Raw genomic sequence first — 14,042 nt, 5'->3', positions numbered from 1 at the left:
GTTGCCCTTCTATAAAAACCATCCTTTATCATTATGCAAATACCTGCTCTATTCCAAAAACTAACCACATTTAGTAAAAGCTCTTTTTATCATGCTTGTTATTGGTTAAGTTTATTGTTATTTAGTTGTTTATCAATATTTGCAATGGGTAGAACCGGTGAGCGGATTTTAGCCTATGGTCTATGGCTTTTTATCAGCCTATGGGTATTAAAGCTATTGAGTAATAAAGGCTTTGTCATTTATCTGTGGTTTGTCTTTTTATTATCTGCCCTGTATTTACCAACAGCCATTAATTATGGCGAGTTAGATATTGGTGCGATTATCTCACTGTACGAGACAAATAAAGCAGAGTCATTAGAATTTGTCACTGAATTGGTATCTTTAAAGACTTTTTTCTATCTGATTATCTATATCGGGCTATTCACCTGCGTTTATAAGCTAAATAAACACATAAAAAGCAGCCAAAATACAAAAAAAATGCTCGGTATCTTTTTATTGGTGATTGTATTACCAATTATGCATAGACCTTGTTCTGAAATATATAAAGAAAAACAAGTTTCATTAGATACACTCGGCAAAGTTGGTTATTACCCCATTCGCTTTGTTAGTGACATCATTTACTTTAATCATAAATACTTTGAACATAAACAAAAATTAAAAGCCTCTCAAAAACTAAAAGCAACTTGGCAAATTAACGAGGTTCATCACAACTATACAAACTATGTGTTGGTTATTGGCGAAAGCATGCGTAAAGATTATATGTCTGCCTACGGTTATCCGCTTGATACCACCCCATTTTTATCCAATACCAATGCCAAGGTTTTTAACCACTATATTGCACCTGGCTATAACACAGGCACCTCATTACAACGCATGTTGTTACAAAACAACCCACCAGAAAACTTTATTTATTCTAACAGTGTTAATTCATTGGCAAACTCAGCGGGTATGCAAACTTATTGGTTATCCAATCAAGGTCAATATGGCGACTATGATATTTTAGCCAGCTCGATTGGTCATCAGGCAAATGAGGTGGTCTTTTTAAAAAAAGGGGAATATACAGATAAAGATACCAGTGATTTACAGCTACTACCGCCATTGATTAATGCATTAAAAACAAACCATGAGCATAAATTAATTGTGCTGCATTTAATGGGCTCGCATGCAGGGTTTTGTAATCGATTAGACAGTAATTATGGCATCAAACCAATTAATGGGGTGGTTAATAAAGATATCTCCTGTTATTTAACCAGTATCCGACAAACAGATAAATTATTAGAAAAAATTTATCATGCGTTACAACAGCAAGGAGATACTTTTTCTTTAATGTATTTATCTGACCATGGGCTCGCTCATAGTAAAAAAGGGTTTATAGGGATGACCTTGCTGCATAATCCTGAATATAAGCAAAACTATGATGTCCCTCTAATGGTGCTATCCAGTGATGATACAAACCGCCAAACCATTAATGCTCAAAGAAGTGGCTTTGACTTTATGAGTGGATTGGCAGAATGGTTAGGGATTGAAGAACCAAGTTTGAAGTTAAAGCACCCTTTCTTTTCACAAACAGAGGCTGATAAAGGCTCAAATAAAGTGCAAGTGTTTAATGGGGTTAAGTTAGTAGGCTATAACAACCTAAAAGATGACCCTGCCAAGATAAAAGATTGAGCCATTTTTGAGGTTATGACAGTGGATTTAGAACAGTGACTTTATCATGCACAAACATACCTTAAAAAAATAAAGCAGAAATCGTTACGCCATTTTAAAAGTGTGGTTGTCCAATAAACCAATTTATAAATGCTTTGACAGAGGCTCTTTGCGTATTTTTAGCAACCACGGCATAAAACTGTTTTGTCGACGTTGCCTGCACATCAAATGGTGCTACCAATGCACCTGTTTTTAAATAGCTTTTTAATAATGCTGTATGACCAATAGCAACGCCAAGACCTGCCAGCGTCGCATGCAACACCATACTATAACGCTCAAACTCTTGGTATTTTTCTGGCAATTTGGTTGGCAATGTCGCCGCTTTTAACCAAGCATACCAATCCTCCTTCCAATCGGCATCTACCAACAAATTATGCTGATAAATATCACTTGGTTGTTTCAGTGTTTGTGCCACCTCATGGTTGCAAACAAGGCTAAGCCGATCTTTTGGCATTGCAAAGCAATCCGCCCCTACTCTATCACCATGAGAATAATTAAGAACAATGGTTGCCTCATTTGGATGCAAAGACACTAACTGATCATCGACCACAAGTTGGTCATCAACCACCAAGTTTATTTGTATTTCTTCATGTTGTTGTTGAAAGCTCCAAAGACGGTTAACCAACCAAGTTTCTGCAATAGCAGGAATCGCAACTATTTTTAGCTTAGTTTTAACATTTTGTTGCCTAAAACGTTCACTCGCTGCAGCAATCGTTTGTAAAGAGGGCTGCACTGCTAACAAGTATTGCTCACCCTGCTCTGTTAGGCTCACACCATTGGCGTGGCGTGCAAACAAAGTTAGCCCCAAATTTGTCTCTAACTGTTTAATAAAACGGCTAATTGAAGCAGGAGAAACATGCAACTCTTGAGCTGCAAGAATAAAACTTTGGTGTCTCCCCGCCGTATCAAAAGCTTTTAGAGCATTTAATGGTGGTAACGTCATAACAAAACCTTGTTGCTATAAAAATTTAGACTCAAATAATTTTAGTCTAAGCTTAAATATCTATTATTGCTTGCCGAGCTAATCCTGTCTAGTATTTATGCCATCTTTTTAAAAAACTTAAATACGTTCAGGTATTTTACTGTTGTAACAAACACGATCACTGTTAGGAGGTTTGTATGTTAATCGGCATACCAAAAGAAATTAAAACAAATGAAAACCGCGTTGGGCTTACGCCAGAGAGTGTGCATGAAGTTGTACATCATGGACATACCGTTATTGTAGAAACGGGCGCTGGGCTTGGTATTGGCAAAACCGATGATGATTATCTAAATGCTGGGGCAAGCATTGTTGATACCGCCAGTGAAGTTTTTGCCAAAGCAGAAATGATTGTTAAAGTAAAAGAGCCTCAAAAAATTGAATATGAGCAACTGCGTGCAGACCAAATTTTATTTACTTATCTGCATTTATCACCCGACCCAGCACAAACGCAAGGGTTAATGGATTCTGGTTGTATTGCCGTTGCCTATGAAACCGTCACTAACCCACATGGTGGCTTGCCTCTGTTGGCACCAATGTCAGAAGTGGCAGGACGTATGGCAACCCAAGTTGGTGCCTACCATTTACAAAAATTAAATGGCGGGTTAGGTGCTTTACTTGGTGCCGTGCCAGGGGTTGAGGCAAGTAAAGTAGTGGTGCTAGGCGGTGGGGTTGCTGGGCTTAATGCCACTAAAATGGCTGTCGGTTTGGGTGCCGAAGTTGTTGTACTTGACCGAAATGTAGAGCGTTTACGCTATTTAGATGATGTGTTTAATGGGCGTGTTAAAACCATATTTTCTACTGCCCATGCGGTAGAGCAACATTGTACCACGGCAGATTTGGTAATTGGTACGGTACTGATCCCTGGCGCTAATGCACCTAAACTTATCACCAACGCAATTTTACAAAAAATGAAAAAAGGTGCCGTAATTGTAGATGTTGCTATTGACCAAGGCGGTTGTACCGACGTCTCAAAACCAACCACACATGCACAGCCAACCTTTGTTGCCAATGATGTGGTTGTGTACTGTGTTGCAAACATGCCAGGTGGTGTGCCACTAACGTCAACCTTTGCCTTAAATAATGCTACCCTACCCTTTGTTTTGTCCATTGCAGATAAAGGCATTAAACAAGCCCTATTACAAGACGAGCACCTACTAAATGGCTTAAACGTTTGCCAAGGTAAAATGACTTGTCAGGCGGTTGCACAAGCCCAAAACATTGCCTTCACAGATGCCAAAGAAGCTGCTACCGCATTATAATTAAAAAGCCACAACAAAAGCCGACTCATATTTTGCAGTCGGTTTTTATATTTAAGTTGTTAAACCTTAGCTCTAAGCATAATATATTTAAAGCGCCCAAGTACAATATATGTTATGGTATAATATATATTGTGCTAAATGCACCACTCCTACTACTAAACACTCAAGAGGTAAACACCATGGTACAAACGACAGATTATGTTGGCACCCTTTTTGATAATGAAACAACAAACCAAAACAAAATTACCGTTGCCCTAACAATGGGTTGCAAAGTTTTAGAAAAAGGCAGCAGTGCAACCATTATTTTGATGGTAGATGCCGTCAGCCTTGCTTTACCAAACAAGTTAGATAACGTCGACATCGGCGCCCCTTTTAAACCCGCTAAAGAACTGTTAGAAGGATTTTTAACAGCAGGCGGCAATGTTCAGGTATGTAAATCTTGCATGATACACAATGGGGTTGATGAAGCTAAAATTGACAAACGCTTTGGTGTCATTTCTGCTGATGACGTGGTAGATTTAGTAATGAATGCAAAAGGCTCTTTGCAGCTAAGCTAATGATTAACAAAGTTTGTATAAAAGCCGCTAACGATAAATTAGCGGCTTATTTTTAATGGTATTCATCTATGTTTTAAAGTGCAGGACTACTTCTTAGACTTTAATTTCTTGTGCTTTTCTTACTCGCTCTAAAATCATTTTTTTAGGCACAAGTGGTGCAAATTTTAAAGTAAGCTTAGTTGATAATGGTAAACCAGAAATCACATCTAACGCCCCTTTCATCATCCCATTATAGCCATCTTCGGCAACACTACGAGCAGACGCAGTTTTGGCAAACAACGCCGTTTTATCCATACCAGATGTTGCGCCAAATTCAGTTTCTGTTGCCCCTGGTAGCAATGCGGTTACCGTGACATTGGTATCATGTAGTTCTGATGCAACGGCATTACTTAATGAGCTAACATAGGCTTTTGTTGCAAAATAAACCGCTTGGTTTGGTCCCGCTACAAGCGAGGCGGTAGATGAGGTGTTAAGGATTTTGCCAAAATTACGTTCAACCATTTTAGGTAAAAACAGATACATAAGCTCAGTTAATGTGGTCATGTTTAAATGTATCATTTGTTGCTGACGCGCAAGTGGTAGCTCATAAAACTTACCTACCAAACCAAAACCAGCATTGTTTATCAAATAATCAACTTGTATGCCCGTTTGTTGGACTTTATCAAATAACATTTGAGCCGCATTGTATTGTGATAAATCACAACTAATACAAGTTACCATAACCCCATATTTGTCCTCTAATTCTGCTTTTAACGCATTTAATGCCTCATCTCGCCGAGCAACAATGATCAGGTCGCCTCCTTGCGCTGCATGGATTTTAGCAAATTCTTTTCCAATACCAGAAGATGCCCCTGTAATTAATGCTGTTTTTTTGTGTGATGCTGTGTTTGTATGTAAATTCGTCTTTTTATGTAACATAATTAGCCCCCATTAGATATTCCGTGTTTATTAAGAATTGTTATTTAGCAAAAAATTTGGCACGAGTATGATCATAAACCCAATTAAATATAAAAGTGTAAATAACCACTAAAATAGTTAAACCAATATCGATAATAAAAGCCTCCCATAGGCTGATTTTTAGTGTCCAAGCTATCAAAGGCAAACTAAAAACAAGTAGCCCAGATTCAAAAAAAACTGCATGCATTGCCCTTAAAGTAAAGCTTCTGTTGGTTTTTTCTCCTGTAAAAATTTTATCAAACAATAGGTTATAAACAAAGTTCCATGCCATGGCAATTAAAGATAAGGCAATCGCCACACCTGCCACGCTCGTTGCTTGATGGTCTGTAAAAAACACCACAATAACAGTTGTTAGCACCAGCAACAAAACTTCAAATAAAACCATATGGAAAATTCTTTCAGTGACAGTCACTTGGCTTACCTTACTTATGAATAAAAATTAATCCGCTTATTTTATAGTTTTTTTGATTTAGATGATATTTTTTCTTAAATTTAACTGTAAGCACCCTAATTATCGTTGAGCACTTAGCATATAAGTCTTTAATTATGTTTTGAGATAGATAACAGGCTGTAAATTCCTTAGTGGAATATTTTAATTCTAATTAATAACATTTTTTTAATTTTAAAAAAGATAAAATAGCCAATCATTTTTTATTAATGAGAACTATTATTATGAACTCAACGACTCAAATAACTACTAATAATCAAGACACACAACCGATTACCAGCACACAAAATACACCTGCAAATTCAACGACGCTATTAGATGCCCCACAAAGAGGGTTGGTTGGCCTCGGTTTGACTGCAACGCTTTTATTGTTTGTATATGTTTTTAATAGCCAACACATTTCTCAATCAGTTTTATTGGTGCTGGGGTTATCATTTGGGTATACACTATTCCATGCACGGTTTGGTTTTACCTCTGCGTTTAGACGACTGATGTCGGTTGGTAATGGACAAGCCATGCGAGCCCATATGCTGATGCTGGCGGTTGCTGTTACTTTGTTTGCACCCATATTGGCGTTTGGAACGTCATTTTTTGGTGGTGAGGTACTCGGCTATGTTGACCCTGTGGGTGTCAGTTTACTGGTTGGGTCGTTTATGTTTGGTATTGGCATGCAGTTAGGTAATGGCTGTGCTTCTGGCACTTTATATGCTGTTGGCGGTGGGCGTTCTGTGATGTTTGTGACTTTATTGTTCTTTATCATAGGTGCGACATTGGGGGCAAAGCATTTGCCATTTTGGATTAACGAAACACCTTCTTTTGAAGCATTTTCCTTAGCGACGTCAACAGGGCTTGGTTATGCTGGTGCTTGGGCAGTTTCTTTGGTGATTTTTGCAACCATCGCAGGCTTAACGCTATGGGTAGAAAAAAAGAAAAACCCACCAAAAATGGCTCAGCTCCCTACTACCAAAGGTTTGGCACGAGTTGTTCGTGGATCTTGGCCATTATGGGCAGGTGCGATAGCTTTGGCAGTGTTAAATGCATTGACCTTGATGACTCGAGGTGAGCCGTGGGGCGTAACTTCTGCCTTTACTTTATGGGGCTCTAAAGTCGCTAACCTTGTGGGTGTGGATGTGGTTAGCTGGGGTTATTGGAGTAGTCCAGCTCGAGTGGCTGCTTTAGAAGCCAGTATTTTTAGTGATGCAACGACAGTACTTAATTTTGGCATTATGCTGGGTGCGTTTATCGCGTCTGCTGCGGCTGGGTTGTTTCAGTTTACAAAGATAACCAAAGGGAATTTACTGGCATCAATCATTGGTGGACTCATGATGGGCTATGGTGCACGTTTGGCGTTTGGTTGTAATGTGGGTGCCTACTTTAGTGGTATTGCTTCATTTAGTTTACATGGCTATGTTTGGGGTATTTGTGCCATGGCAGGGACATTTTTGGCTCTCTATTTGCGTCCATTATTTGGCTTATCTGTACCAAAGTCGAATGACTCGGTCTGTTAACCATATTTTAATAATAACAAAAAGGCTAGGTATTTCATCAATACCTAGCCTTTTCTTTAAAAGAAAGAATAAAATAGCATGGTTTTTAAACGCTATACTACTTAGTATGGCGATACAACTCTTCAACCATATCTTTCACACGCTCTAAGATTTTTTCATTACTGATACTGCTTTTACCTTCTTCATCTCGGATAAAGTCGTCTGAATGGCAAGCAATGTTGGTTGCTACCGCCAAACCTTCAAGAGAAGAAACTATATCACGCAGGTGCGATAATGGCTGGCTCATGTTACCAATACCACCACTTACCGAAATAAGTCCTACTGATTTGTTTTTTAGCCCACGTTCAGGGATATGGTCGATAGCAACTTTTAGCAAACCAGAAATCGAACCTTGGTAATTAGGTGTTGAAAAAATAATTGCCTCAGACTCGTTGATTTTTTCTACCAACTCGCTAATTTGATGGCTGGTGTCTTTTTGACCAACGGTAATGGCATAGTCACAAAGTTCGACAATTTCTGTCTCAACATCATAAGTATCACAATGCTTGCGAGCTTCCTCAAGCATTAACCATGTTCTTGATTGGCGATTATAGGTGCCAGAAATCATTAAAATTTTCATTGGATTTCTTTAGTTCCTTTATCTGTTATGGGTTTTGTTGTTAGATGGCATACAAAACCGATTGAATGTTAAATAAATGAAGTAACAGCCGTATCGTTTATCATGCTGGTTTACAATATCTGGCAATGATAAACAATTAATCCTGACCGTTAAAAATTGTTATAAAGTGCTAAAAGGCTAAAATACCTGCATCCCAAACCAATTGAGTACCCACAATCAGTAATAACACCGCAAAGGCTTTTTTAAGGGTGGCTGCTGGTAATTTGTGCGCCGCTTTTGCACCAAGACGTGCCGTGATAAAGCTGGCACAACTCACACAAATAAACGCATATAAATGGACAAAGCCAAACACCCCCGCTGGCAGTGCTTGTTTTACACTGTCATCAACCAGCTGACCAAACAGCATAAAACCAATTGCCCCAGCCACCGCAATCGGGAAGCCACAAGCAGCTGATGTACCAACCGCATGCTGGATTTTAAGACCAAACTTACTTAAAAACGGCACAGTAAGCGTACCACCACCAATACCAAAAATGGCAGATATCACCCCAATAAAGCCACCTAAAGCGGTTTGACCAACAGGAGAAGGCAGTTTGCTAAAGTCATTTTCTTCCAGTGCTTTGTTTTTCATAAACAGCATTTTTAGACCGACCAAAAATGCACCAACACCAATCACAGCTTGTAAAGAGTTGCCCTGTATGAGTGATGCCACACCAGCACCCAGCAATGACCCAATAACCAAACCTGGTGCCATGCGCTTCCATACAGACCAATTAACCGCACCATGGCTATTATGCGCACGCAATGAGCTGATAGAGGTAACAATAATGGTCGCAAGCGAAGTACCGACGGCAACATGGGTAAGTGCTTCTGCAGGTACGCCTTGTGCCGAAAAAATATAAATTAAAGCCGATACGATGACCATGCCACCGCCAATGCCAAACAGACCCGCCAAAAAGCCTGCAAATGCCCCTGCGGCAATATAATATAAAATAAAAATATCCATAGTGAGTTCGATTAAATTGAAGTGTGATTAATATATCTCATTGATTACAAGTAGATTGCTTTGCTCGACTATAATAACGTATTAAAAAATTAACGCAATCAATCAAGCAAAGAATGCAATCCTTTTATAAAAAATAGTAATGAATGTTAGCCCGCTAACTCATTACGAATGATTTGTGTGCCTTTTGCCAAAGCTTCAAGTTTCGCTCTAGATGCTTGACGAGTCAGTGGTGTCATGCCACAGTTAGTACAAGGATACAGTTTATCCGCATCAACAAACTGAAGTGCTTTACGCAAGGTATCGGCAACTTCTTCTGGGGTTTCTACTTCATTGCTTGAAACATCAATCGCACCAACCATCAGTTTTTTGCCTCGTAACAGCTCTAGCAAGTCCATTGGTACTAATGAGTTATGACACTCTAACGATATAAGGTCAATGTTAGATGCTTGTAATTGAGGGAACAGGTTTTCATACTGTCGCCACTCATTGCCAAGAGTTTTTTTCCAGTCATTATTTGCTTTAATGCCATAACCATAACAAATATGTACCGCAGTTTCACACTCTAGCCCTTCAATGGCTCTTTCTAATGCCTTGATGCCCCATTCATCAACATCATCAAAAAAGACATTGAATGCTGGTTCATCAAATTGAATGATGTCGACGCCTGCCGCTTGTAATTCTTTACATTCTTCATTCAAAATTTTAGCAAATTCCCACGCCAGTTTTTCACGGCTTTTGTAATGGTCATCATACAAGGTATCTACCATAGTCATAGGACCAGGCAATGCCCATTTAATAGGTTTGTCAGTCTGTGAGCGTAAAAATTTTGCATCTTCAACAAATACTGATTGCTTTCTAGCGACTTCATCGACGACCACAGGCACACTTGCGTCATAACGGTTACGGATTTTAACGGTTTTACGGTTTTCAAAGTCAACGCCACTTAAATGTTCAATAAAAGTGGTCACAAAATGCTGTCGCGTTTGTTCGCCATCGCTCACAATATCAATGCCAGCTAGGTCTTGCTCTTGTAAAGTTACTCGCAAAGCATCTTGTTTGGCTTCAATTAGCTCATCGCCTTCTAGCTTCCAAGGTGACCAAAGTGTTTCTGGTGTTGCCAACCAAGATGGTTTTGGTAAACTGCCTGCGGTAGATGTGGGTAGTAATAGTGCCATGATAATTCCCTATAGTTTGTAAGATATTAAAACGCTCAAATTAGATAGGCTGAGAACGAGTCCCAGCCTATTTTTAAATGATTAGCGTATTAAATATTAAAATATGATTGTTTGTATTAAATGCATCATAAAAATGATAATGCCACATAACTTAATTAAGCTGCATAGTTAGCTGACCATTGCTCAAGCAGGTCATGATACGGCTTAATAAAATGCTCTTCGGCAAACTTGCCTTGTGTAATTGCTAATTGCGTACGCTCTTCTCGGTCATAAACAATTTGTGTTAATGAATGGTTGGCATTTTTTAAGCTTGGCTTGTAGCAGTGCCCTGCTTGTGCATTGGCATTGTATATTTCAGGACGATAAATCTTTTGGAAAGTTTCCATCGTACTAATGGTGCTAATCAATTCAAGATTAGTGTAATCATTCACTAAGTCACCAAAGAAATAGAAAGCAAATGGTGCCGTACTGTTTGGTGGCATAAAGTAACGAACCTGAAAGCCCATCTTCTGGAAATACTGCTCTGTTAATGAAGACTCATTTGGCTCATACTCCACCCCTAAAATAGGATGCTGGTTATTGGTACGATAATAGGTTTTGTTATCAGACACACTTAAACAGATAACAGGTAATTTGTTAAAGTTATTTTTATAGGTTTCTGATTTAATAAAATGTTGGAACAATTTACCATGTAAGTCACCAAAGTCATCAGGAATGCTAAATTCTGCTTTGCCTTTATTATGGTCAAGTAAACGCACACTAAAGTCATAATCACGTACATAAGATGAGAAATTATTACCAACAATGCCTTCGATACGTTTGCCAGTTGTGTGGTCAATAACGTAAGTTTTTAACACTTCAATTGATGGAAACGACGCATCATGCTCATTAACATCCATATCAACCGATACAATTTCTAGCTCAACAGAATAACGGTCAGCATTTGGGTTATCCCAACTGGCGAGTGCATTAAAACGACTGTTAACCATATTGATGGTATTGCGTAAGTTTTGTTCACGGCTTTCACCCCTTGCTAAGTTTGCAAAGTTAGTCGTTGTACGGGTGCTGTCTTTAGGTACATAGTTTTCATCAAAAACAATGCTATTAAGCGTAAATTTAAAGTCGTTAGTTGCCGTTGTCATTTTTTATCTCACTAAATTTGTTGCTGTCTGTTTGTGGGATGAGATTTTATCAATAGAAAAAGGGTATGCATAAGACTTTATTTTTATGCCTTAATATAGTTTTAAACTATATCTTTATTTCACATCATATCTTAATAACATTAATTTTGCTCAATAAGCCGTAAAATTGCTTATACCAAAAATAAAAAACGCAAAGCCCTAGACTTTGCGTTTTATGGTTTTATAAACTTTTAAGCGTTTATTTTTGATAAAAATAGATTAAGTTGATCTTCACTCATGCTTGCAAAACCAATGGCTGTTTTGCCATTAACTGCGTCAATGATTTCTTTCACGTCATCTTCATTAAATGCACCACACAACTCAACCAATTGGGCACCAGCATCTGCCATATCATTCGCAGCTTTGCCGGCAACTTCGTTATTGCCAACGCAATATACCGTGGTAATAAATCCGTCAACTTTTAGTTCTGATTTTTTTGGCTGGCTATAAGCGGCATCTTTCATAATAAAACCATAATTTGAAAAACTCATATCATTCTCCATCTTCATTCACGTCTTTTACAAAATCACAAGAGACTATCGACGTAAAAATAGGGTCTTGCTTGTTAATGTTATGTCAGTGATTTTTGATGTCACTGTTAAATTTGTTAGAGGCGCTTTTTGAAACCTTAGTCATTTATGATTGACTGTTCATTTAATTAAAAACGTAAACGTGACATATTTTTTATCAAAATATCTCACCTGTTATACATTAGGTTGCTTTTATGCCATCCCAACAAAACAGTGCCGCTTGCTCTAACGCCGCTGGCGGAAGTTCCACATGATCACTAATGACAAGCTTGGCTGTACTTGCGATGGTCCCGAAGGTTAATTTATATATCAACTCATCCGGTAATGTCTTAATGTAATTATTCTGCTTACCCATAGTCATAAAGTCTGTCATCGGCTTTGCATAGGCATCAATGGTTTCTAAAGTTTGCTCGTCAATTAATGGTGATACGGCACATTGTTCAAGAAAAGACAGCTGTCCTTTAATCAACAAACGTTTATAAAATGCATGCCAAAAATTAATAAATCGGGTTTTATAATCGGCATTTATATCATCAATTTCTAACAAGGCATCAATATTAGCATTGTGGATACAAACATAAATTTCACGTATTAAGGCATCTTTGTTTTCAAAATAGTGATAAATTGTTCCCGCTGCCACATTCGCACGTTTACTCACTTTAGACATCGGTGTGGCATGGATACCATTTTCGGCAACTAAATCTATGGTTGCTGCCATAATGCGGATTTTTTTATCATCAGAGTTTGTAGAAAGGTTGGTCATAGTGTGTTCCAAGCAAATACATGTGTATTTGATATATAAAACAATCACACCAAATAGTAATTTAGTGCCATTGGTTTAACAAAAAGGTTTATAAAGCAATTTTTTATGTGGCAGCCACAGGCTTAAAAGTTTTACCAGTTAAAGTGACAGCAACCCACGCAGGACCAATTAACAAAAACTGTAAATCTTCAAAAAATGAAGGTTTTGCCCCTTCTATTTTATGCCCAACAAACTGCCCTATCCATGCTATAACAAACAAGCCTGCCCAAAACTTAAAGCCAACTGGCATGGTTGCAATAACAGCGAGACAAATTAACATAAACATGCCCATCGCCACAAATAATTGAGTAGAAAGCCCCAAATAAAACAAGGCAACCAGCATCATCACAACCAAAGTAAACCAACCTGTTGTGGACCACAGCATACCCAAAATTGAGGCAAAGATAACTGGTACGCACAACCAATGGATTTTTTTGTTAATTGGGTTTTGGTGGCTAACTGCATATTCGGCAAGCCACGTCTCTAAAGATTTTTTTGCAAACCTTGATTTCATAACAATCTCCTTTTGTTACTAACACGCTTATCATCACAAACTTAATACGATAAATCAAGCAAAAAAAGGGCTGTATCAGTCACATTTTGCCATCTTGTTTGGCTACTTTTACATAGCTTTACTTCAATAGGCACCTATATTTCATAAAACATTTTACAAGACTTATATCCTGACTCTTGAAATATTGAACGAACGTCCATATATAAGCTAGTGTAAGCAAAAAATACGCTATTTTAGTTAGCAACTGATTATTTTACTTAACTCGATTGATTCTTATCACTAAGGAGCAAAGTCTTGGACAAACTAAGCAAATTACACCGTTCACGCAATCACCGTATGATAGCCGGTGTCATGGGTGGTATTGCAGAATATTTAGGTTGGTCACCAACATTAACACGTTTGTTATTTTTTATTGTTTCAACAATCAGTGCCGCTGTGCCTGGTATCTTAATTTACATCATTTTATGGATTATGATGCCCAACGCAACGCCAGCCTCTTATAAAACAAACAATGAACATTAGAGATAGAAACAATTACAAACTATCACAATATATTGAAAAAATTTTCTTGAAACTGTAATATTTATCCATATATAGTAGTTATAACAATAATAAAAAGTCTAACCAGTTTCCTCCTACCCAGATACACCTCTGGGTATTTTTTTGTCTCATTTTTATTGGTTCGTTTTTATAACCGATTGCTTTGTTTTGCTTTTTTTTAAATAGATATACAATCTATAATATATAAAATTATATAGTTGTCATAAATATGTCATATTATTAGGTTGTAATATAAA

The 14,042-nt window shown here is 37.9% G+C and carries 15 protein-coding genes; 5 read left to right on the top strand and 10 right to left on the bottom strand.

What is annotated here, in order from left to right; translation table 11 throughout:
• The first annotated feature begins 144 nt into the window (after positions 1 to 144).
• The gene (locus VH441_RS08130; RefSeq protein ID WP_434353142.1) at positions 145 to 1,668 is read left to right on the top strand and encodes a phosphoethanolamine transferase; all 1,524 of its coding nucleotides are present in this window, start codon (positions 145 to 147) and stop codon (positions 1,666 to 1,668) included.
• A 94-nt stretch (positions 1,669 to 1,762) separates the two neighbouring features.
• Here the strand turns inward: VH441_RS08130 and VH441_RS08125 are convergent, their stop codons facing one another.
• Entirely contained in the window at positions 1,763 to 2,650 is an 888-nt protein-coding gene (locus VH441_RS08125) for a LysR substrate-binding domain-containing protein (protein ID WP_434353141.1), read from the bottom strand.
• A 176-nt stretch (positions 2,651 to 2,826) separates the two neighbouring features.
• Between VH441_RS08125 and ald the strand changes: the two genes are divergently transcribed.
• Together ald and VH441_RS08115 are read left to right on the top strand one after the other, a co-directional pair.
• Positions 2,827 to 3,948 carry an alanine dehydrogenase gene (ald, locus tag VH441_RS08120; RefSeq protein ID WP_434353140.1) on the top strand — a complete coding sequence of 374 codons (1,122 nt, stop codon included), beginning with the start codon at positions 2,827 to 2,829 and terminating at the stop codon, positions 3,946 to 3,948.
• 179 nt (positions 3,949 to 4,127) lie between these two features.
• The gene (locus VH441_RS08115) at positions 4,128 to 4,505 is read left to right on the top strand and encodes a DsrE family protein (RefSeq protein ID WP_434353139.1); all 378 of its coding nucleotides are present in this window, start codon (positions 4,128 to 4,130) and stop codon (positions 4,503 to 4,505) included.
• Positions 4,506 to 4,598: 93 nt separating this feature from the next.
• Here the strand turns inward: VH441_RS08115 and VH441_RS08110 are convergent, their stop codons facing one another.
• Both VH441_RS08110 and VH441_RS08105 read right to left on the bottom strand, forming a co-directional pair.
• A complete protein-coding gene (locus tag VH441_RS08110; RefSeq protein WP_434353138.1) occupies positions 4,599 to 5,423 on the bottom strand; it encodes an SDR family NAD(P)-dependent oxidoreductase in 825 nt (274 codons plus the stop codon).
• Between the two features lie 40 nt (positions 5,424 to 5,463).
• Entirely contained in the window at positions 5,464 to 5,847 is a 384-nt protein-coding gene (locus tag VH441_RS08105) for a PACE efflux transporter (protein WP_434353137.1), read from the bottom strand.
• 287 nt (positions 5,848 to 6,134) lie between these two features.
• Here VH441_RS08105 and VH441_RS08100 point away from each other — a divergent pair, with 287 nt between their 5' ends.
• Positions 6,135 to 7,418 (top strand): YeeE/YedE family protein, encoded by a 1,284-nt coding sequence (locus VH441_RS08100; RefSeq protein ID WP_434353136.1) that lies wholly within the window; start codon positions 6,135 to 6,137, stop codon positions 7,416 to 7,418.
• A 97-nt stretch (positions 7,419 to 7,515) separates the two neighbouring features.
• Here the strand turns inward: VH441_RS08100 and VH441_RS08095 are convergent, their stop codons facing one another.
• The 7 genes from VH441_RS08095 to VH441_RS08065 form a co-directional block, all read right to left on the bottom strand.
• Positions 7,516 to 8,037, bottom strand: a complete 522-nt coding sequence (locus VH441_RS08095) for an NADPH-dependent FMN reductase (RefSeq protein WP_434353135.1) — start codon at positions 8,035 to 8,037, stop codon at positions 7,516 to 7,518.
• 169 nt (positions 8,038 to 8,206) lie between these two features.
• A complete protein-coding gene (locus tag VH441_RS08090) occupies positions 8,207 to 9,037 on the bottom strand; it encodes a sulfite exporter TauE/SafE family protein (protein WP_434354388.1) in 831 nt (276 codons plus the stop codon).
• Between the two features lie 152 nt (positions 9,038 to 9,189).
• A complete protein-coding gene (locus VH441_RS08085) occupies positions 9,190 to 10,218 on the bottom strand; it encodes a methionine synthase (protein WP_434353134.1) in 1,029 nt (342 codons plus the stop codon).
• 155 nt (positions 10,219 to 10,373) lie between these two features.
• The gene (locus VH441_RS08080) at positions 10,374 to 11,360 is read right to left on the bottom strand and encodes a DUF1852 domain-containing protein (RefSeq protein WP_434353133.1); all 987 of its coding nucleotides are present in this window, start codon (positions 11,358 to 11,360) and stop codon (positions 10,374 to 10,376) included.
• Between the two features lie 230 nt (positions 11,361 to 11,590).
• Positions 11,591 to 11,890, bottom strand: a complete 300-nt coding sequence (locus VH441_RS08075) for a DUF6506 family protein (protein ID WP_434353132.1) — start codon at positions 11,888 to 11,890, stop codon at positions 11,591 to 11,593.
• A gap of 220 nt (positions 11,891 to 12,110) precedes the next feature.
• A complete protein-coding gene (locus VH441_RS08070) occupies positions 12,111 to 12,692 on the bottom strand; it encodes a TetR/AcrR family transcriptional regulator (RefSeq protein WP_434353131.1) in 582 nt (193 codons plus the stop codon).
• A 103-nt stretch (positions 12,693 to 12,795) separates the two neighbouring features.
• Positions 12,796 to 13,245 (bottom strand): DUF962 domain-containing protein, encoded by a 450-nt coding sequence (locus VH441_RS08065; protein ID WP_434353130.1) that lies wholly within the window; start codon positions 13,243 to 13,245, stop codon positions 12,796 to 12,798.
• A 294-nt stretch (positions 13,246 to 13,539) separates the two neighbouring features.
• On the opposite strand from VH441_RS08065, the gene VH441_RS08060 reads away from it, so the two are divergent.
• Positions 13,540 to 13,767: a PspC domain-containing protein gene (locus VH441_RS08060; RefSeq protein WP_434353129.1), complete on the top strand. Its 228-nt coding sequence runs from the start codon at positions 13,540 to 13,542 to the stop codon at positions 13,765 to 13,767.
• Positions 13,768 to 14,042: the final 275 nt, after the last annotated feature.

It is taken from the genome of Psychrobacter sp. HD31 (assembly GCF_051097895.1).
Classification (GTDB): Bacteria; Pseudomonadota; Gammaproteobacteria; order Pseudomonadales; family Moraxellaceae; genus Psychrobacter.
Note: the sequence above shows the minus strand (reverse complement) of the source record. Positions and strands in the feature narration are given on the sequence as shown.